20 protein-coding genes are annotated in these 19028 nt (G+C 73.9%); 9 read left to right on the forward strand and 11 right to left on the reverse strand.

The features are described 5' to 3' along the window. Positions 1-85: 85 nt before the first annotated feature. Positions 86-718 carry a CGNR zinc finger domain-containing protein gene (locus ACZ37P_RS32995; protein WP_391164176.1) on the reverse strand — a complete coding sequence of 211 codons (633 nt, stop codon included), beginning with the start codon at positions 716-718 and terminating at the stop codon, positions 86-88. Between the two features lie 49 nt (positions 719-767). On the opposite strand from ACZ37P_RS32995, the gene ACZ37P_RS33000 reads away from it, so the two are divergent. Together ACZ37P_RS33000 and ACZ37P_RS33005 are read left to right on the forward strand one after the other, a co-directional pair. Beyond that, positions 768-1421 (forward strand): pyridoxine/pyridoxamine 5'-phosphate oxidase, encoded by a 654-nt coding sequence (locus ACZ37P_RS33000; protein WP_467350058.1) that lies wholly within the window; start codon positions 768-770, stop codon positions 1419-1421. After that, a complete protein-coding gene (locus ACZ37P_RS33005) occupies positions 1418-2143 on the forward strand; it encodes a maleylpyruvate isomerase family mycothiol-dependent enzyme (protein ID WP_391164174.1) in 726 nt (241 codons plus the stop codon). The genes ACZ37P_RS33000 and ACZ37P_RS33005 overlap by 4 nt, the downstream gene beginning before the upstream one ends. A gap of 91 nt (positions 2144-2234) precedes the next feature. On the opposite strand, the gene ACZ37P_RS33010 is transcribed toward ACZ37P_RS33005, so the two are convergent. The 5 genes from ACZ37P_RS33010 to ACZ37P_RS33030 form a co-directional block, all read right to left on the reverse strand. After that, the gene (locus tag ACZ37P_RS33010; protein WP_093716245.1) at positions 2235-2474 is read right to left on the reverse strand and encodes a DUF397 domain-containing protein; all 240 of its coding nucleotides are present in this window, start codon (positions 2472-2474) and stop codon (positions 2235-2237) included. A 97-nt stretch (positions 2475-2571) separates the two neighbouring features. Continuing rightward, a complete protein-coding gene (locus ACZ37P_RS33015; protein ID WP_391050118.1) occupies positions 2572-3738 on the reverse strand; it encodes a thiolase domain-containing protein in 1167 nt (388 codons plus the stop codon). Positions 3739-3741: 3 nt separating this feature from the next. Beyond that, the gene (locus tag ACZ37P_RS33020) at positions 3742-4785 is read right to left on the reverse strand and encodes a thiolase domain-containing protein (protein ID WP_467350061.1); all 1044 of its coding nucleotides are present in this window, start codon (positions 4783-4785) and stop codon (positions 3742-3744) included. Further along, positions 4786-5757, reverse strand: a complete 972-nt coding sequence (locus ACZ37P_RS33025; RefSeq protein WP_391050122.1) for an OB-fold nucleic acid binding domain-containing protein — start codon at positions 5755-5757, stop codon at positions 4786-4788. Positions 5758-5928: 171 nt separating this feature from the next. Next, a complete protein-coding gene (locus ACZ37P_RS33030; RefSeq protein ID WP_355343985.1) occupies positions 5929-6732 on the reverse strand; it encodes a crotonase/enoyl-CoA hydratase family protein in 804 nt (267 codons plus the stop codon). Between the two features lie 198 nt (positions 6733-6930). Here ACZ37P_RS33030 and ACZ37P_RS33035 point away from each other — a divergent pair, with 198 nt between their 5' ends. The 6 genes from ACZ37P_RS33035 (at position 6931) to ACZ37P_RS33060 (ending at position 12124) form a co-directional block, all read left to right on the forward strand. Next, complete coding sequence (locus ACZ37P_RS33035; protein WP_401313937.1) at positions 6931-8568, forward strand: acyl-CoA synthetase; 1638 nt, start codon at positions 6931-6933, stop codon at positions 8566-8568. Between the two features lie 9 nt (positions 8569-8577). Further along, the gene (locus tag ACZ37P_RS33040) at positions 8578-9186 is read left to right on the forward strand and encodes an isochorismatase family protein (RefSeq protein WP_401313939.1); all 609 of its coding nucleotides are present in this window, start codon (positions 8578-8580) and stop codon (positions 9184-9186) included. Positions 9187-9285: 99 nt separating this feature from the next. Beyond that, the gene (locus ACZ37P_RS33045) at positions 9286-9855 is read left to right on the forward strand and encodes a TetR/AcrR family transcriptional regulator (protein WP_355343976.1); all 570 of its coding nucleotides are present in this window, start codon (positions 9286-9288) and stop codon (positions 9853-9855) included. 117 nt (positions 9856-9972) lie between these two features. Continuing rightward, a complete protein-coding gene (locus ACZ37P_RS33050) occupies positions 9973-10560 on the forward strand; it encodes a DUF4865 family protein (protein WP_467350064.1) in 588 nt (195 codons plus the stop codon). A 77-nt stretch (positions 10561-10637) separates the two neighbouring features. Further along, the gene (locus tag ACZ37P_RS33055; RefSeq protein WP_467350066.1) at positions 10638-11138 is read left to right on the forward strand and encodes a carboxymuconolactone decarboxylase family protein; all 501 of its coding nucleotides are present in this window, start codon (positions 10638-10640) and stop codon (positions 11136-11138) included. Beyond that, complete coding sequence (locus ACZ37P_RS33060) at positions 11135-12124, forward strand: phosphotriesterase family protein (protein ID WP_467350068.1); 990 nt, start codon at positions 11135-11137, stop codon at positions 12122-12124. Before ACZ37P_RS33055 ends, ACZ37P_RS33060 begins: the two co-directional genes overlap by 4 nt. Here the strand turns inward: ACZ37P_RS33060 and ACZ37P_RS33065 are convergent. Further along, a complete protein-coding gene (locus ACZ37P_RS33065) occupies positions 12121-12963 on the reverse strand; it encodes an endonuclease/exonuclease/phosphatase family protein (RefSeq protein ID WP_467350144.1) in 843 nt (280 codons plus the stop codon). The genes ACZ37P_RS33060 and ACZ37P_RS33065 overlap by 4 nt on opposite strands. A gap of 128 nt (positions 12964-13091) precedes the next feature. Here ACZ37P_RS33065 and cpt point away from each other — a divergent pair, with 128 nt between their 5' ends. Next, positions 13092-13637: a chloramphenicol phosphotransferase CPT gene (gene cpt / locus ACZ37P_RS33070; protein ID WP_391164157.1), complete on the forward strand. Its 546-nt coding sequence runs from the start codon at positions 13092-13094 to the stop codon at positions 13635-13637. Between the two features lie 112 nt (positions 13638-13749). Here cpt and ACZ37P_RS33075 read toward each other — a convergent pair whose 3' ends face one another. From ACZ37P_RS33075 to ACZ37P_RS33090, 4 genes are all read right to left on the reverse strand, one after another. Continuing rightward, on the reverse strand, positions 13750-14481 hold the full coding sequence (locus ACZ37P_RS33075; RefSeq protein ID WP_467350070.1) for an alpha/beta fold hydrolase: 732 nt from the start codon (positions 14479-14481) through the stop codon (positions 13750-13752). A gap of 28 nt (positions 14482-14509) precedes the next feature. Continuing rightward, positions 14510-16063 carry an acyl-CoA synthetase gene (locus ACZ37P_RS33080; RefSeq protein ID WP_467350072.1) on the reverse strand — a complete coding sequence of 518 codons (1554 nt, stop codon included), beginning with the start codon at positions 16061-16063 and terminating at the stop codon, positions 14510-14512. A 58-nt stretch (positions 16064-16121) separates the two neighbouring features. After that, the gene (locus ACZ37P_RS33085; protein ID WP_467350073.1) at positions 16122-17267 is read right to left on the reverse strand and encodes an NAD(P)H-dependent flavin oxidoreductase; all 1146 of its coding nucleotides are present in this window, start codon (positions 17265-17267) and stop codon (positions 16122-16124) included. Between the two features lie 213 nt (positions 17268-17480). Beyond that, the gene (locus ACZ37P_RS33090) at positions 17481-18986 is read right to left on the reverse strand and encodes an MFS transporter (RefSeq protein WP_355343953.1); all 1506 of its coding nucleotides are present in this window, start codon (positions 18984-18986) and stop codon (positions 17481-17483) included. Positions 18987-19028 lie beyond the last annotated feature (42 nt).

The raw sequence follows: 19028 nt of genomic DNA on the forward strand, positions 1-19028 counted from the left end.
CTCAGCTCGACGCGGGCCTCGACTCGAGCGGGCCTCGACTCGGCGCGCACACCGGCTCGATCCGCGCGTCACCCCCTCGCTCCGGTCAACTCCCCTGCCCAGCCCGCTCCTCGCGCTGCCGCGCGTGATGGCGGGCGACGCGGGCGCGGTTGCCGCAGGACGGTTTGCACCACTCCTGGCGGGCGTGCTCCTTGACGAAGTAGCGGACGCAGCGCGGGGCGGGGCAGGCGCGCAGCAGCGCGCGCTCGGGTCCGGCGAGGAAGGCGATGGCGGCGCGGGCGAGGGCGGCGGCCAGCCGGTCGGCCGGAGCCGCGTCGGCGGACACGGTGTGAGCCGCCGCGGGTTCCGCGCCGTCCGGCCAGTCCAGGCGCGGGGCGACGGGGACCAGGGCGGACGCGGTGTTCAGCCGGTCCAGCGCCTGCCGGGCCGACGGCAGTCGTCCGGCGTCCGCGCGGCTGGGCGGACCGGGCAGCACGGCGCGGGCGAAGAGCGCGCGGACCGCCGTACGCACCTCGACGACGGCGGTGCGCGCGGCCTCGTCGGCGGTGAACCGTGCCGCCGAGCCCGGCACTTCACCGAGAACGCCGCTGAGCGCGTCGGCGTGCTCGCGCACCCACCGGGTCAGCCCGGCGGGGTCCGCGAGGTCGTCGGCGACGCCGCCGTGGCCGTCGTGCCGGATGGTGACGGCGAGGTCGAGCGCGAGATGATCACCGGTCATGTCCTAATGCTATCGTCGCCATACGCCATTAACGACTGAGGGGGTACCTGTGTCCGACCTCCGCGAGATCCTGCGCGGTCTCGATGTGTTCGACGGCGACCTGCCGCCTTTCGACATCGCGGAACTGCCCGCGGATCCGCATGAGTTGTTCATCGAGTGGCTGCTGGCGGCCGTCGCGGCCGGGGTCCGCGAGCCGCACGCCATGACGGTCTCCACGCTGGGCGCCGACGGCGACCCCGCCGCCCGCGTGCTCATCGTCAAGAACGTGTCGGCGGCGGGCTGGGAGTTCGCCTCCGACACCGGCAGCCGCAAGGGCCGCGAACTGGCCGCCCACCCCGCGGCGGCGCTCACCTTCTACTGGTCGCCGCTCGCCCGCCAGGTGCGGATTCGCGGCCGGGTCGAGACCGCGGGCCCCGAGGCGAGCGCGGCGGACTTCCTGGCCCGCTCCCCCGGCGCCCGCGCCGAAGCGCTGCTCGGCCGCCAGAGCGCACCCCTGACCGACCTCGCCACCCGCGACGCGGCCGTGCGGGAGGCCGCGGGGCGGATCGAGCGCGAGCCGGACCTGGTGGCCCCCGGCTGGGCGCTCCACACGCTGCGCGCGGACAGTGTCGAGTTCTGGCAGGGCGACCGCGACCGCAGACACACCAGAGTCAACTACGTCCGCACCGAAGGTGGTTGGGAGCGAGGTCTGCTGTGGCCGTGACCGGACCCACGACCGGCCCGACGGCCGGAGGACCCGCGCTCGCGGCCGTGCTCGACGCGGGGCAGACCCGGCTGCGCACACTGCTCGACGGTCTCGACGACGCCGCCGTCCGCGCCCCCAGCGCGCTGCCCGGCTGGACCCGCGGCCATGTCCTGACGCATATCGAGGGCGTCGGCCTCGCGCTGGCCCGGCAGGCGCGCTACGCGCTGCGCGGCAAGCTGATCGAGGTGTACGACGGCGGTCGCAGCGGCCGGGACGCGGCCATCGAGGCCGGGCAAGGCCGCTCCGCACCGGTGCTGACCGCCGCGCTCGGCGACGCGCTGGACGAGATCGAGGCGTCCTGGGCCGCGGTCGGCCCGGACGACTGGGACCGGCAAGTGAGCTACCGCGACGGCACGGTGACCACGGCGGGGCTCGCCTGGTGGCGCGAGCTGGAGATCCACACGGCGGACGCGCTGCTCGGCCCGACCCCGGCGGACTGGTCCCCCGAGTTGTGTACGCACCTGGTCGACTTCCTGTCCGCGCGGGTGCCGGATGGGATACGGCTCACGCTCGGCACACCGGGGGACGCGGCGGACGACACCTGGTCGTTCACGCGGGGCCAGGGCACACCCGTGCTCGTACGGGGTCGGCTGACCGACCTGGCGGCCTGGCTGGCCGGACGGGTGCCGCCGCGGGCGCTGACCGGCGATCCGCTGCCGACGCTGGGCAGTTGGCCGTAGCGGGCCCGCTGACCACGGTGACCCGCGGCGGGCGGCGGAAGCCTCCCGGCCGCGGGTGGGCGGCGGCCGATGCCGTCCGCCCGTGCTGCGCTCAGGTGAGGTCGAACTCGCCGTCCCGCGCGCCCAGTACGAAGGCGCGCCACTCGGCGGGGGTGAAGATCAGGGCGGGCCCGTCGGGGTTGCGCCCGTCCCGCATCGCGATGTAGCCCTCGACAAAGGCGATCTGTACGTCGCCGGTGCCCTGGCTGCTGGAAAGCCACTCCGCGTCCGTCAAGTCGACCTGCGGCTTCTTCCCGTTGGCCAACGGCTGTCCGATGGTGCTTTCGGCCACGTCCGCTCTCCTCCTACGTCGTCGTCCGTCCTCCAGCCTATCCACCGGATCCGGAGCCCGCACAAGTCCGCGGAAACCACCCGGCGCACGGTGTACTTCAGGTAGTGGGGGGCTCGCTGCCCACCACCCACATGGAGAAGAACTGCGACCCGCCGCCGTAGGCGTGTCCCAGGGCCCGCCTGGCGCCGGGGACCTGGTGCTCCCCGGCCTCGCCGCGTACCTGAAGGGCAGCTTCGGCGAAGCGGATCATGCCGGACGCGCCGATCGGGTTGGTGGACAGCACGCCGCCCGAGGGGTTGACCGGCAGGTCGCCGCCCAGCTCCGTGACGCCGGACTCGGTGAGTTTCCAGCCCTCGCCCTCGTCGGCGAAGCCCAGATTCTCCAGCCACATCGGCTCGTACCAGGAGAAGGGCACGTACATCTCGACGGCGTCGATCTCGCGGCGCGGCGCGGTGATCCCGGCCTGCCGGAAGACGTCGGCCGCGCAGTCCCGGCCGGCCCGCGGGCTGACGTAGTCCTTGCCCGCGAACATCGTGGGTTCGCTGCGCATGGCGCCGCCGTGCATCCAGGCGGCCGGTCGCGGCGCCCGGTCCGCGCCCGCGGTGTCGGTGAGCACCATCGCGCAGGCGCCGTCGGAGGACGGGCAGGTCTCGGAGTAGCGGATCGGGTCCCAGAGCATCGGCGAGGAGCGCACCTTCTCCAGGGTGATGTCGGTCTCGTGCAGGTGCGCGTAGGGGTTGAGCAGGGCGTTGCGGCGGTCCTTGTAGGCGACCAGCGAGCCGACGGCGGCGGGCGCTCCGGTACGGCGCATGTAGGCGCGCACGTGCGGTGCGAAGAAGCCGCCCGCGCCCGCCAGCAGCGGCTGCTGGAAGGGGATCGGCAGCGACAGGCCCCACATGGCGTTGGACTCCGACTGCTTCTCGAACGCGACGGTCAGCACGGTGCGGTGGACGCGTGCGGCGACCAGTCCTGCGGCGACCAGCGCGGTGGAACCGCCGACCGAACCCGCGGTGTGCACCCGCAGCATCGGTTTGCCGACCGCGCCGAGCGCGTCGGCCAGATACAGCTCCGGCATCATGACGCCCTCGAAGAAGTCGGGCGCCTTGCCGATCACGACGGCGTCGACGTCCGCCCAGTCCAGTTCGGCGTCGTCGAGCGCGCGGCGGGCGGCCTCGCGGACGAGTCCCGCGATGGACACGTCGTGGCGCGCGGCGACGTGTTTGGTCTGGCCGACGCCGACGACGGCCACGGGCTCCTTGGGCATGGGTTACTCCCCTTCCAGGACGGCCACGAGATTCTGCTGGAGGCAGGGGCCCGAGGTGGCGTGGGCCAGTGCGCGGTCCGAGTCGCCGCGGTGGATACGGGCCGCCGCCTCGCCGAGCCTGATCAGCCCGGCGGCCATCATCGGATTGGCGGCGAGCGGCCCGCCGGAGGGGTTGACGGCCACGTCGGGGCCGAGCCGCAGCGCCCTGCGCAGGACGACCTCCTGCGAGGTGAAGGGCGCGTGCAGCTCCGCGGTGTCCACGGGTGCGTCGAAGGCCCCGGCCCGCTCGGCCGCGCGCCGCGTCGAGGGCGAGTCGGTGAGGTCGCGGACGCCGAGCGAGGGGGCCTCGATGCGGTGGTCCATGCCCCGGATCCAGGCGGGCCGCGCGCACAGCCGCCGGGCGGTGTCCCCCGCCGCGAGCACCACGGCCGCGGCCCCGTCGCCGACCGGCGGGCAGTCGGCGCGGCGCAACGGGCGTACGACATAGGGGTCGTCGGCTGCGGGCGCGGTGGTGAGCTGCGCGTTCGGGTTGGTGCGGGCGGCGGCGCGGCTGCGGGCGGCGATCCCGGCCAGCTCGCGCTCGTCGGTGGCTCCCGCGTCGATCAGCGCCCGGGCCTGGAGGGCGGCGAGCGCGACGGAGTCGGGCCACAGCGGCGCCATGTAGTACGGGTCGAGCTGCCGGGTGAGGACCGAACGCAGGTCGCCGGGCGAGGACTTGCCGTAGGAGTAGACGAGCGCGGTCTCGGCCTCGCCGGTGAGAATCCGCACCCACGCCTCGTACAGCGCCCAGGCGCCGTCGGTCTCGACGTGGGACTCGGAGATCGGCGGCCAGGCGCCGACGCCGTCCAGCGCCATGGTGAAGGAGAAGGCGCGTCCCGCGAGGTAGTCGGCGGAGCCCGAGCAGGTGAAGTCGATCTCGCTGGTGGCCAGTCCGGTCTGCCCGAGCGCGTCGTGCAGGACGGGCATCAGCAGTTCGACCTCGGAGACCTCGTCGGTGCGCGCGCGGTGGCGGGACTGCGCGAAGGCGACGATGGCGACGTCGGGCATCTAGACCAGCTCCCGGTAGGTGTCGTATTCGGCGTCCGGTTCCCCGGTGGGGCGGTAGTGGTCGGGGTAGCGTCCGCCCTCGGTCCAGACCGCCTCCACCCGCAGGCCCATCCGCACCTGGTCGTACGGCATTCCGGCGATCCGTCCGTGCAGCGGGAGGTCGGCGCCGTCGAGCGCGATGTGCGCGTAGACGTACGGGACTTCTATGTCCATGGCCTTCAGGTGGGCGCTCTTGATGTTGACGATGCAGAAGGTGGTGACCGTGCCGCGCGGACCGACCTCGACCTCTTCCGCGGTGGCGACGCCGCAGGTGGGGCAGGCGCCGCGCGGCGGGACGTAGACCTTGCGGCAGGACGGGCAGCGCTCGCCGACGATCCGCCGGTCCTCGGCGGCGCGCAGGTAGCCGGTCTGGGCGCGGCCGGGCGAGTAGGTGTAGTCGAGGCGGGCGGGGGCGACGATGCCGGTGACGGGGTCGGTGAAGACGCCGTCGTGGGCGGTGGCCGCGCCGCGCGTACGGCCGTCGTCGTACGGCTCGAAGCAGGCGATGTCGGTGATGGCGCCCTGGCGTTGCCCGGCCCAGCGGATCGCGACGCGCATGCCGGTGCTGACGTCCTCGGGCGCGGCGGCGTCGAGCGCGTGCAGCAGGGCGGTGTCGGCGCCGTCGAGGCGGACCAGGACCCAGGCGAAGGGCGTGGCCAGCGGCTGGTTGGGGCGCGGGTCGGGATTCCAGGCCCAGGTGGTGACGGTGCCGGTGGCGCCGACCTCGACCAGGTCGCGCACCTCGGCCGCGGTGACCGGGTCGTACTCGACGGGGGGTACGAGGACGCGGCCTTCGGCGGTCCGCACGCCGAGCACGGTGCGCTCGCGCAGCCCAGTGAGGAAGGCGCTCTGCACGGGGCCGAGCGAGCGGGTGAAGGGGAATTCCACGACGAGCGGGGCGCTGAGCACGTCCGGTGCGTGGCCTGGTGTCATGGGCTGGCCTCCTGGGGTGGGGCGGCTCGTCGGGGGTGGTGCGCGGTGGCTGTCCGAGCGCGCTGGGCGTCCGGTGCCGGGGGGGGTCAGGTGCCCGGGTTCAGGCGCCGGGGGTTCAGGTGCCCGGCTTCAGGGGCCGGGCTTCAGGGACCGGGCTTCAGGGACCGGGGCTCAGGCGCGGCGGAAGACCGGCTGCCGCTTCTCGGCGAAGGCGCGCGGTCCTTCCTTCGCGTCGGCGGTGGCGAACAGCGGCCAGCCGCGCTCGAGTTCGAGTTTCAGCCCCTCGGTCTCGGGCAACTCCGCGGTGTCGTAGACGCTGGCCTTGACGGCCTCGACGGCGAGCGGGCCGTTGGCGTTGATCAGCTCCGCGGTCTCCATGGCCCGGTCCAACGCGGTCCCGTCGGGCACGACATGGCCGATCAGGCCGATGTCGCGGGCCTCGTCGGCGCTGTACGGGCGGCCGGTGAGCAGCATCTCCAGCGCGTGGGTGCGGGCGATCTGCCGGGTGAGCCGTACGGTCGAGCCGCCGATCGGGAAGAGGCCGCGACGGACCTCGAACAGGCCGAAGACCGCGCTCCGTCCCGCGATCCGGATGTCGGTGCCCTGGAGGATCTCGGTGCCGCCCGCCACGCACGGTCCTTCGACAGCGGCGATCACGGGTTTGCGCGGCCGGTGGTGCCGGAGCATCGCCTTCCAGTGCAGATCGGGGTCGTCCTTCAGCCGGGCCCGCGCCCGCGTGGCGGTCTCGTCGGCGCCCTCCGACAGCGCTTTGAGGTCCATCCCGGCACAGAAGGCGCCGCCCGCTCCGGTCAGCACGATCGAGCGGATCGCGTCGTCCTCGTCGGCCTCGACCCAGCCGTCGTACAGCCCGACGAGCATCGGCAGCGAGAACGCGTTGCGCGCCCGCGGCCGGTTCAGGGTGAGGACGAGGGTGGCGCCCGCACGCTCCACGGTGAGGTGTTCCGTACCGCCCATCACGGTGCTCCTTCCGTCCGGTACTGGAACAGGTTGCAGTAGCCGCAGGCCGGGGACAAGGGTTTTCTGACTACTCGTCAGATTTGTTGGACGGGAGCCCTTCCCACCGCACGCCCGGACCGCTCTAATGACCGCGAGCCCACCGCCACTTCACCTTCACCGACGACCGACGCGGGACCGCGCGGGACGGGAGACGCCGTGGAGTACAACCTTGCCGACCTCTTCGAGTCGGTCGTCGACGCCGTACCGGACCGGGAGGCGCTGGTGTACGTCGACCACCCCGGCACCGGATCCGAGCGGCGGCTGACGTACGCGCAACTCGACGCGGCGGCCAACCGGCTCGCCCACCACCTCCTCGCGGCCGGGCTGCGCCCCGGCGAACACGTCGGACTGCACCTCTACAACGGGGTCGAATACCTCCAGACCGCCTACGCCTGCCTCAAGGCCCGCCTGGTGCCGGTCAACGTCAACTACCGCTATGTGGCCGAGGAGTTGGTCTACCTCTACCGGGACGCCGACCTCGCGGCGCTGGTCTTCGACGCCGAGTTCACCGACCGCGTGGCCGCGGCCCTGCCGCAAGCCGACCGGCTGCGGCATCTGATCCGGGTGGGCGGCCCGCCCGCCGCCGAGGACGCGGAATCCGCCCTGGAGACGGTGGAGTTCGCCGACGCGGTGGCCGCGGAATCGTCCTTACGCGACTTCGGCCCGCGGTCGGCCGACGACCAGTTCGTCATCTACACCGGCGGCACGACCGGCATGCCCAAGGGCGTGATGTGGCGTCAGGAGGACCTGTTCTTCTCGGGGATGGGCGGCGGCGCCCCGACCGGCGAGCCGGTCAAACGGCCGGAGGAACTGGCGGAGCGGGTCGCGGCCGGCGGCGAGGGCCTGGTCTTCTTCCCCACCCCGCCGCTGATGCACGGCACGTCCACGCTCACCGCCTTCATCGGCTTCCACTTCGGCCAGAAGGTGGTGATCCACCGGAAATTCGTGCCGGAGGAGGTGCTGCGCACCATCGCGAAGGAACGGGTCACCAGTGTCTCGCTGGTCGGCGACGCGATGCTCAGGCCGCTCGCCGACGCGCTGGCCGGACCGCTCCAAGGCACCGACTGCTCCTCGCTGTTCACCCTGTCCAGCTCGGGCGCGGTGATGTCGCAAACGGTCAGGGACCAGTTCCAGTCGCTGGTGCCCGGGGTGCTGATCCTCAACAACTTCGGCTCGTCGGAGTCCGGTTTCAACGGCACCGCGACGGCCGACGCGGGCCCCGACCGCGGCTTCCGCATCTCGGTCGACTCGCACATCGCGGTGGTCGACCCGGCCACGCTCGAACCGGTGACCGGCGCGGCGCCCGGCCGTATCGCGCTGCGCGGCCACGTACCGCTCGGCTATTACAACGACCCCGCCGCGTCCGCGGCGACCTTCTTCCGGCGGGACGGCGAGCGCTGGGTACTGCTCGGCGACATGGCCACCGTGGACGAGGACGGCGTGGTGACGGTGCTCGGGCGGGGCTCGCAGTGCATCAACACCGGTGGTGAGAAGGTCTATCCGGAGGAGGTCGAGGAGGCGCTCAAGGCGCATCCCGACGTCTACGACGCGCTGGTGGCGGGGGTGCCGGACGAGCGCTGGGGCCACCGCGTGGCGGCTGTGGTGCAGCCGCGCGACGGGGCGGACCCGCTCACCCTCGAGGACGTGCAGGCGCACTGCCGTGCGCGGCTGGCCGGGTACAAGATTCCGCGCAGTCTGGTGGTGACCGACCGCATCCAGCGCTCCCCCAGCGGCAAGGCCGACTACCGGTGGGCCCGTTCGATCGTCGTACAGGGGGCCGGATCCGGCGGGTAGGGTCCGATCATGACCGTACATGATCACCAACGCGGCGCCGGGCGGAACTCCGGCCGCGAGTCGCCGCATGCGCCGCACTCCGCCCTGTCCCCGCTCTCTCCCGGCCTCGATCCGGCCCGCACCGCGCTGGTGCTGGTCGACCTCATGGACCGGATCGTCGCGTTACCCCTGGCTCCGCACAGCGGGCCCGACGTGCTCACCGCCGCGTGCGGCCTCGCCGCGTCCTTCCGGGACGCGGGCGCGACGGTCGTCGCCGTCCGCGCGCAGCGCACCGGCCCCGCGGAACAGCCGCCGGGCAGCGGCCTGGTGGAGGGCGTGGCGCGGGACGGCGACCTGCTCGTCGTGAAGCGGACCGTCGGCGCCTTCCACGACACCGGCCTCCACGACCGGCTCCAAGAGCGCGGCATCGACACCCTCGTCCTGGCCGGGATAGCCACCAACATGGGCGTGGAGTCCACCGCGCGGGCCGCCGCCGACCACGGCTACCGGCTGGTCTTCGCCGAGGACGCGATGTCCGGCCTCACCGCCGCCGAGCACCGGGCGACGGTCTCCCTCGACTTCCCCCGGTTCGGCACCGTCGTCTCCGCCGCGGAGGTGGAATTCGCCGGTCCCGGCTGAACCCGCCGGTCTTCGGGAACCTAGGAGCGGCGGCGGGGTGGCCCGCCGCCTTCTTTTTCACCCTGGTTTCTGTACCTACTAGTATGTACACTCGGTTCCATGGACACGGCGGAGCGGTTGATCGAGAGCGCCCAGGAGCTGCTCTGGGAGCGGGGCTATGTCGGGACCAGCCCGAAGGCCATACAGGACCGGGCGGGTGCCGGGCAGGGCAGCATGTACCACCACTTCCGGGGCAAGCCGGACCTGGCGGTGACCGCGATGCGGCGCAGCGCCGCGCAGCTCAGGGCGCAGGCCGAGGAGCAACTGGCGGGCGGCGAGACGGCCGTGGAGAAGGCGCTGGCGTATCTGCTGCGCGAGCGCGACGCCCTGCGCGGCTGCCGGGTCGGCCGGATGGCCATGGACCCGGACGTCATCGACAGCGCGGAGCTGCGACAGCCGGTGGCGGAGACGTTCGGCTGGCTGTGCGACCGGCTCGCCGGAATCATCGCCGACGGCATGGACAGCGGCGAGCTGCGGCCGGGCCTGGATCCGTACGACACGGCCGCCGCGATAGTCGCCGTCGTCCAGGGCGGTTACGTCCTGGCCCGCGCCGCCGACTCGCAGGAGCCGTTCGACCGGGCGGTACGGGGTGCCACGGCGCTGCTGACGGCGGCGCGTACGGCGTCCTGACCACCGCCGCCCTGCGCCGCTTCTCGACCCGACACCTGACAGGGACCCGTCCCGCCGCACGACGGCGGCGCACCGCTCCGAGGCGGCGCCGCGGCACTCATGGGGGAGCCACCGACCATGCACGCGATGAACTACCGCATCACCCTGCCCGCCGACTACGACATGGGCATCATCCGGCACCGGGTGGCGACCCGCGGCCACCTCCTGGACGATTTCCCCGGCCTGGGCGTCAAGGCGTACCTCATACGTGAGCGCGGGGTCGAGGACTCGCCGGTCAACCAGTACGCCCCGTTCTATCTGTGGAACACCCCGCAGGGCATGAACGGCTTCCTGTGGGGTCCCGGATTCCAGGGGATCGTCAGCGACTTCGGACGGCCGGTGGTCGAGCACTGGACCGGGCTCGGCTTCGCGCGGGGACCGTCCTTCGGCGCCGTTCCGCGCGCGGCGGTCAGGCGGGCGTGGCCGCTGGACCCGGGCGCCGAGCCCGCCGCCGTGATCAGTGCCGCGCTCGCGGAACTGCCGGAGCTGGCCGCACGCCCCGGCGCGCACAGCGTCGCGCTCGCCGTCGACCCCCGGCGGTGGGAGCTGCTGCGCTTCACCCTGTGGGAACAGACGGCCCCGCCCGCCCCCGGCGAGGAGCGGTACGAGGTGCTGCGTCTGTCGGCACCGGAGTTGGACACGATCGAGACGGGACAGCAGTGGTGACCACCCCTACGGCTGATACGGCGCGTACATCCCCAACGGTCCCTACGGCCCGTACGGCCCCTACGGCCCTTACGGCGATGACGCCGAGCACGATCGACCGGGACGCGGGCTACCGGCTGCTGGCCGAAATGGCGGGCCCCTCCACGATCGAGTCCACCCTCACCGGCCTCGACTCGCTCGCCCCCGGCTTCCCCGACTGGATCGTCACCGCCCTCTTCGGCGGCACCTACCAGCGCGAGGGGCTGGCCCTGCGGGACCGGCAGATCGCCAATCTGGCGGCGCTGACCGCGATCGGCGGGGTCGAGCCGCAGCTCGACGACCATGTCCGCAACAGCCTGCGGATCGGCATGTCCCCACGCGAGATCGTGGAGGTGATGGTGCACCTCGCACCGTACGCGGGCGTGCCGAGGGCGTTGGCCGGGCTGCGGGTGGCGGCCGGCGTCTTCGCGGACGGGGCGGACGGGGCGGACGGCCCGGGCAGCGCGGGCAGCGCGGGCGGCGCGGGCGGCGCGGGCGGCGCGGACGATTCGGGCGGCGCGGACGACGTCGACGGCACGGCGCCGGGCGGTGCGCGATGAGCGGGCGGTCCGGGACGAGGGCGGTGCGTACGGTCCTCGGGGACATCGCGCCCGACCGGCTCGGGGTGTGCGACGCCCACGACCATCTCTTCCTGCGCATGCCCGCGCTCGCCGGACAGGAGCTGGACGATCCGGCGGCGGCGGGGGCCGAGTTGGCCGCCTTCCGGGCGCTCGGCGGGGCGGCGGTCGCCCAGTGGACGCCGTTCGGCCTCGGGCGGCGAGCGGCCGAGCTGCCCGCGCTGTCGCGGACCTCGGGCGTGCACGTCGTGGCGGCGACCGGACTGCACCAGGCCGCCCACTACGCGCCCGAGCTGGTGGAGCGGCTGCGCGCGGACGGCCTGGCCGCCTTCTTCACCGCCGAGCTGACCCGGGGGCTGCTCGACGGCGACGACCCGGACGGCCCGCGCGGCACCGCGAGGGCGGGCATGATCAAGGTCGCCGGGATGTTCCACGGCCTCGACGGCCACGCCCGGGGGGTCCTGGCGGCGGCGGCCGAGGCCCACCACGCCACGGGTGCGCCGATCGGCGTCCACCACGAGCTGGGGACCGCCGCGGTCGACGTCCTCGGCGTACTCCACGGCGAAGAGGGCGTACCCACCGCCAGCGTCCTGCTCGGCCACCTCAACCGCTTCCCCGATCCGGGCGTCCACCGCGAACTGGCCGCCTCCGGCGCGTTCCTCGCCTTCGACGGCCCCTCACGCGCCAACCACGCCACCGACTGGCGGCTGATCGACTGCATGGTCGCGCTCGCCGAGGCCGGCCACACCGCGCAACTCCTGCTCGGCGGCGACACCACGACGGCCGCCGCCCGCTCCTCGACCGGCGGCGGTCCGGGGCTGCCCTACCTCCTGCGTACGCTCCGGCCGCGCCTGGAAAGGGAGTTGGGCACAGCGGCGGCCGAGGCGGTCTTCGTGACAAACCCGGCGCGGGCGCTGTCCGCCGAATGGCTCGACGGGGGCGGGAGCACGGGCGCCGACAGGGCCTAGCGCGGGTCCGGTCGGCCGCCGGTCGCCGCGCCCTGGGCCAGGTCGGCGACCACGGCCGCGTGGTCGGAGGGCCAGACGCCGTCGACCGGGCGGTCACCGGCCCGGTGGGCGCGCTGGACGGCGCCGCGCGTGCCCCCGGCCGTCGGCATGCCGACGAAGATGTAGTCGAGGCAGGTGGGCCTGTTGCCGAAGTTGGCCGCGTCCTGCTGGGTGATGTCCCAGGTGCCGTTCGGCAGGGCGGGGTCGGCGAACCGCCAGGCGTCGACCAGCACGAGCCCCGGAACGGCGGGCGCCGTCCGGTAGCCGCCCATCAGCCGGATCTCATCGAAGTCCGGTTCCGCGTTGAAGTCCCCGGTGACGACGGGCGGATGCCCGCCGGTCGACCGCTCGGCCACGAAGGCGGCCAGCTCCCGCACCTGGAGGCAGCGGACCGCGGAGTCGGCGGCCCCGGAGTTGAGGTGGGTGGTGAAGAAGGGCAGCGGGCCGCCGGGCGCGTCGATCAGCGTGTGCAGCGCCGTCTTGCCGTCGTCGGCGGCGGCGCCCGCGGGCAGCCGACGCTCGGCGGTCTCCAGGATCGGGTGGCGGCTGAGCACCGCGACCCCGACGTCGACGGTGGTGTCACCGCCGTTGCGCCCGTGCCAGCGGTCCTGCACCGGGGCGCGCGACCAGGCCCACCCCATGCCCAGCTCGTCCGCCAGCCACCCGGCCAGATTCTCGTCCGCGCTCCCCCACACCTCCTGCAGGCCCACGACGTCCGGCCTGACCTCGGCCAGCGTCCGCACGATCGCGTCCCGCCGCTCGCGCCAGTTCCCGAACCGCCACCAGAGATTCCAGGTCATGACGCGGGTGGTGTCCGCCGCCCCGGAACCGCTGCCCGAGCCGCCGCCGGAGCCGCCGTCGAAGCCCGTGTCCGAGCCGCTGCCGATATCCACTCGCCGGTTCCCCTCGCCGCGCCTACCGTGTCGGGATGTCCACTGAGGTGATCATTCTCAACGGCGGATCGAGTTCCGGGAAGTCCAGGATCGCCCGCTGCCTGCAAGATGTGCTGCCGCGGCCCTGGCTGACCTTCGGCTGCGACACCCTGGTCGACGCGCTGCCCGCCGCGATGCGCACCTCGGAGGACCCCGAGGGCGGCATCGGCTTCGGACCCGACGGCTCGGTGTCGGTCGGCGACGACTTCCGGCTGCTGGACATCGCCTGGGCGCGGGGCATCGGGGCGATGGCCCGCGCGGGGGCCAGGATCGTCGTGGACGAGGTCTTCCTCGGCGGGCCCGACTCCCAGGAGCGCTGGCGCACCGCCCTGACCGGCCTCGACGTCCTGTGGGTCGGGGTGCGCTGCGACCCCGAGGTGGCGGCGGCCCGCGAGGCCGCCCGCGGCGACCGCGCCACCGGCATGGCCCGCTCCCAGGCCGACCTCGTTCACCGCGGTGTGCGCTACGACCTGGAGGTCGACACCAGCCGCACGCCGTCGCTGGCCTGCGCCCGTACGATCGCCGCCCGCGTCACCGGCTGACCGCCGCCGGACGACGGCACCGGGCGCCCACGACGGCCACGCCGCCCGTCGGTCACGGTGTCAGGCGGCGCGGCTCCCGTCGCCGGAAGGCGCCGACCGTACCCGTCGGGCCTCAGCCCCGCGCCCCGTCCGCCGGCCGACCGGCCGGGACCGGGGACAGGAAGGCCCGCACCTCGCGCAGGAATTCGGCCGGGCGGTCGTCGTGGATCATGTGACCGGCCTCGATGGTGACCAGGCGGCAGTCGGGGATGCGGCCCGCGACCCGGGCGAGCTGGTCCTGGCGCAGGTGGCTGCTCGGGCCGCCCGCGACGAGCAAGGTGGGCGCGGTGATCGCGGTGAGGTCGCGCCACCAGGCCGGGTCGGGGTCGTTGCGCTGCGCCGCGACGGCGGGCAGCAGACGCCAGTCGTACGGGGTCGGCTCCTCGGGGGCTTCGGTCGGGACGGGGCGCGGCGGGTCGGCGGGGAAGGGCAGCGGGCCCTCCTCCAGTACGAGCCGCCGTACGGCGTCCGGCCGCGCGATGGCCGCCAGCGACGCGGCGAACGTGCCCAGCGAGTGGCTGACCACCGTCACCCGCCGCAGTCCCAGCGCGTCGAGGAAGCCGAGCACGTCGTCCCGCAGCAGCTCGAAGGAGTACATGCCGGGGTGTTCGCTCGCGCCGTGGCCGCGCAGGTCGGGCGCGTACGCGCGCCAGCCGTCGGCGGCCAGCGCGTCCGACACCGCGCGCCAGGACGTACGGTCCTCGCCCAGCGCGTGCAGCAGCAGGAGCGGCGGCCCGTCCGCCGGACCGGCCACCTCGTAGGCGAGCCGCACACCGTTCGCCTCGACGTTCAGAATCTCACCCATACGCCGAGGCTACGGTGCCGCGGGCCGCTCACAGCGGGCGTTCGCGCTCGGCCCAATACGGCTCGCGGAGCCGTCGCTTGTAGAGCTTGCCGTTGGGGTCGCGGGGCATCTCGGCGACGAAGTCGACGGTCTTGGGCCGCTTGTACCCGGCCAGTCTCCGGCCGCAGTGTTCGAGGATGTCGTCGGCGAGCGCCGGTCCCGGCTCGTGTCCGGGGGCGGCCTCGACCACGGCCTTGACCTCCTCGCCCCACTCGTCGTGCGGGATGCCGAAGGCGGCGGCGTCGGCGACGGCGGGGTGGGTGAGGAGGGCGGCCTCGATCTCGGCGGGGTAGATGTTGACGCCGCCGGAGATGATCAGGTCGATCTTGCGGTCGCGCAGGAAGAGGTAGCCGTCCTCGTCGAGATAGCCGAGGTCGCCGACGGTGAAGAAGTCGCCGATCCGGTTGGACCGGGTCTTGGCCGCGTCCTTGTGGTAACTGAAGCCGCCGGTCTTCATGTTGATGTAGACGGTGCCGACCTCGCCGGGCGGCAGCAGGTTCCCGGCGTCGTCGTGGACGGCGATCTCGCTGATCGGCCAGGCCCGCCCCACGGTGCCGGGTTTCTTCAGCCACTCCCGCGCGGTGGCGAAGGTGCCGCCGCCCTCGCTGGCCGCGTAGTACTCCTCCACGCACGGGCCCCACCACTCCAGCATCGCCCGCTTGACGTGGTCGGGGCAGGGCGCGGCCCCGTGGATCGCGTGCCGCATGGACGTCACGTCGTAGCGCCCCCGTACGTCCTCCGGCAGGGCCAGCAGCCGGTGGAACTGTGTGGGGACCATGTGCGTGTGGGTGCAGTGGTAGCGGTCGATGACGCGCAGCATCTCCTCCGGCGTCCACTTGTCCATCAGCACCACCGGGTGCCCGATGTGCAGGGCGGCGCCCGCGAATTGGAGCACGGCGGTGTGGTAGAGCGGTGAGCAGACGAGGTGGACGTTGCCGTCGAAGGGCTTGATCCCGAAGATCCCGAGGAATCCGCCGAGATACGTCTCCTCGGGCGGCTTGCCCGACAGCGGGCGGCGGATGCCGCGCGGGCGGCCGGTGGTGCCCGAGGTGTAGTTCATGACCCAGCCGCTGGTCCTGGCGTCGGGCGCGGTGGCGGGCTGTCCCGCGAGCAGGTCGGCGAAGGGGCGGAAGCCGTCGATGTCGCCGACCGCGTACCGCCGGTCCGAGGCGAACCCCGCCTCGTCGGCCGCCTCGCGGGCGGCCTCGGCGAAGCGCTCGTGCGCGATGAGCACCTTGGCGCCGGAGTCGGCGAGTATCCAGCCGATCTCGGGGGCCACGAAGTGGTGGTTGACGGGCACCAGGTAGAAACCGGCCTGGAAGGCGGCGAGATAGGCGGTGAAGAACTCGACGCCGTTGGGCAGGACGACGGCGAAGGCGTCGCCGGGCTCCAATCCGGCCGCGCGCAGCCCGTGCACGAGCCGGTTGGACGCCGCGTGCAGCTGCTCGGCGCTCCACTGCTCGCCGTCGGGCGCGGTGAGAACGGTACGGCCGGGGTCCTGTTCGGCCTGTGCCCAGAAGCCGTTGGGCGTGGACGTGCTCATCCGGTCCTCCTCAGCGGTCGGGTCTGCCGGAGCAGATCTGTTCTGCGCGTGCGGGCGGTCAGCGCCGGTCACGCCCTGGGCCGGGGGCGGCGCCGTCCTGCGCGCCGCGTCCGGCGATACGGTTCAGCCGGTCCATCGCGCGCTCGAAGCCGCGCGTGAGGTCGTCGAAGACGGCCTGGACGGGGCGCTCCTGGTTCATCGCGCCGACGATCTGGCCGACCGGTGTGCCGAGCAGCGGGCCGACCTCGTAGCGCTGGATGCGGGAGACGGCGTCGGCGACCAGCAGGCCCTGGAGCGGCATCGGCAGGGTGCCGGGGCCTGCCGGGTCCTCCCAGGCGTCGGTCCACTCGGTGCGGAGCTGGCGGGCGGGTTTGCCGGTGAGGGCGCGGGAGCGGACGGTGTCGCCCGAGCCCGCGGCGAGCAGTTTGCGGGTGAGGGCGGGCGAGTGCAGATCGGCCTCGGCGACGGTGAGCCAGACCGAGCCGAGCCAGACGCCCTGCGCGCCCAACGCCAGCCCGGCGGCGACCTGTTCGCCGGTGCCGATGCCGCCTGCCGCGAGCACCGGCAACGGGGCGACGGCGCGCACCACTTCGGGGACGAGCACCATGCTCGCGATCTCCCCGGTGTGGCCGCCCGCCTCGTAGCCCTGGGCGACCACGATGTCGATGCCCGCCTCCTGGTGGTGCCGCGCGTGCCGGGCGCTGCCGGCGAGCGCGGCGACCAGCACACCGTGGTCGTGGGCCCGGCGCACGACGTCGGCGGGCGGTGAGCCCAGCGCGTTGGCGAGCAGCTTGATCGGGTAGTCGAAGGCGACGTCGAGCTGGTCGCGGGCGACCTTCTCCATCCAGCCGGTGATCCGCCAGCCCGCGCGCTCGTCGGCGGCGAGTGCGGGGACGCCGTGTTTGGTCAGCAACGCCTCGACGTAGGCGCGGTGTTCCGGCGGGATCATCGCCTCGATGTCCGCCTCGGTGACTCCCTCGACCTTCTTCGCGGGCATCACGACGTCGAGGCCGTACGGCAGTTTGTCGGTGTGCCCGTCCAACCAGTCGAGGTCGCGGGCGAGTTCGTCGGGGGCGGAGTAGCGGACCGCGCCCAGGACGCCCATGCCGCCCGCGCGGCTGATCGCGGCGGCGACCGCGGGGAACGGCGTGAAGCCGAAGACGGGGTACTCGATGCCCAGCCGTGTGCTCAGCTCGGTCTCCATGGGGGGCAGGATGCCGCAGCCGGTCTGGAGAGGGAAGAGATTTTCTGACGCGGTGTCAGATTTCTGCGACCCCGCGCCCGTCACGCGGGGCCGCGACGCCCGAGCGCGCCACACGTCGGCGACACTCCCGGCCGCCGCCCCGTCACGTCGGCGGCGCTCCCGGCCGCCCCCCGTCACATCAGCGGCGGTCCCGGCCGCCGCCCCCCCGTCACATCAGCGGCTGTCGCCGCCCTCGTCGCCCCGCCGCACCGTCATCACCGCCGCGGCGACCGCGGTCGCCGCCAGGATCGCGGCGGCGGTACCGAGGGCTGCCTGCGCGGCGGCGCGCGGTGTGCCGTCCCCCGCGAGGTAGACGCCGCCGATCACGGCGACGCCGATGGTGCCGCCGAGTTGCTGGACGGCGTTGAGCAACCCGGCGGCCGAGCCGGTCTCCTGCCGGCCGACGCCGCTCAGCGCGGTGGTGAAGAACGGCGGGGTGAACAGCCCGGTGCCCAGGCCCGCGACGGCGAGCGCGAACAGCAGCGCCGTCGGGTACGCGTCGGGCGCGGCGGACCGGTAGGCGAGGACCGCGCCGCCGATCCCGACGCCGAGGAAGGCGATCCCGGCGTGCATGACGCGGGTCCCGTAGCGCGGGACCAGACGGCCGCCCGCGGCCACCGACCCCGCGGACAGCCCGAGCGACCAGGGCAGCATGGTCAGTCCCGCGGTGAGCGGGCCGCGGCGCAGGCCCAGTTCGAGATGGAGGACCACGGTGATCATGACGCCGTTCATGACGGCGAAGAACAGCGTGGAGGTGGCGAGCGCGGCGGGGAAGGCACGGCCGCGCAGCAGGGCCGGTTCGATCAGCGGCGCCCCGCCGCCGCGCGCGGTGCGCCGCTGGTGGACGACGAACAGCGCCAGTACGGCGGCGCCGACGGCCGCCACCGCCCATCCGGCCGCTCCGGGCGAGCCGGTGGCCAGCGGGCACACCACCAGCGCGGTGCCCGCCATGGCCAGCGCCGTCCCCGCCGGGTCGAGGCGCGGCCGGACCGGGGCACGGTCCTCGCGCAGCCGTCGCGCGACGGCCAGCACGACGACCGCGAGCGGGACGTTGACCATGAAGCAGGCGCGCCAGGACGAGCCGAACAGGTCGGCGTGCGTCAGGACCCCGCCGAGCACCGGGCCGAGGACCGCGGACAGGCCCATCACCGGGCCGATCGTGCCCAGCGCCTTGGCCAGTTCGTCGCCGTCGAACATCGCGCGGATCAGGCCGAAGGTCTGCGGGATGATCAGCGCCGCCGCCGCGCCTTGCAGCGCCCGCAGTCCGATCAGCGTCTCGGGGGTCGGCGCGAGCGCGCACGCCAGCGACGTGACGGCGAAGGCCGTCACCCCGATCCGGAAGACCCGGCGGCGCCCCGCGATGTCGCCGAGCCGGGCGCCGGTCAGCAGCCCGAGCGCGAACGCGAGGGTGTAGGCGGCGCTGAACCACGGGATGGCCGCTGCCGCGCCGCCGAGGTCGGTGTGGATGACCGGGCCCGCGACCTGCACGATCGTGGCGTCCAGCAGATTCATCGCCTCCGCGACCAGCACGGCGGCCAGCGCGATCCACCGCCAGGGGTACGCGGACGGCGGTACGGAACCGGCCGCCGGTCCCTCACCCGCGCCGGGACCCCCGGTCACGGCGGGCGCGCCGTGCGGGTCGTACGTGTCGTGCGTCTCGTGTCCTGTGCTGCGGGACATGCCTCTCCCCTGCGTACGGGTGCGCGGTCCGTCGTCCGTGCG

The organism is Streptomyces sp. NPDC024632, from assembly GCF_055559175.1.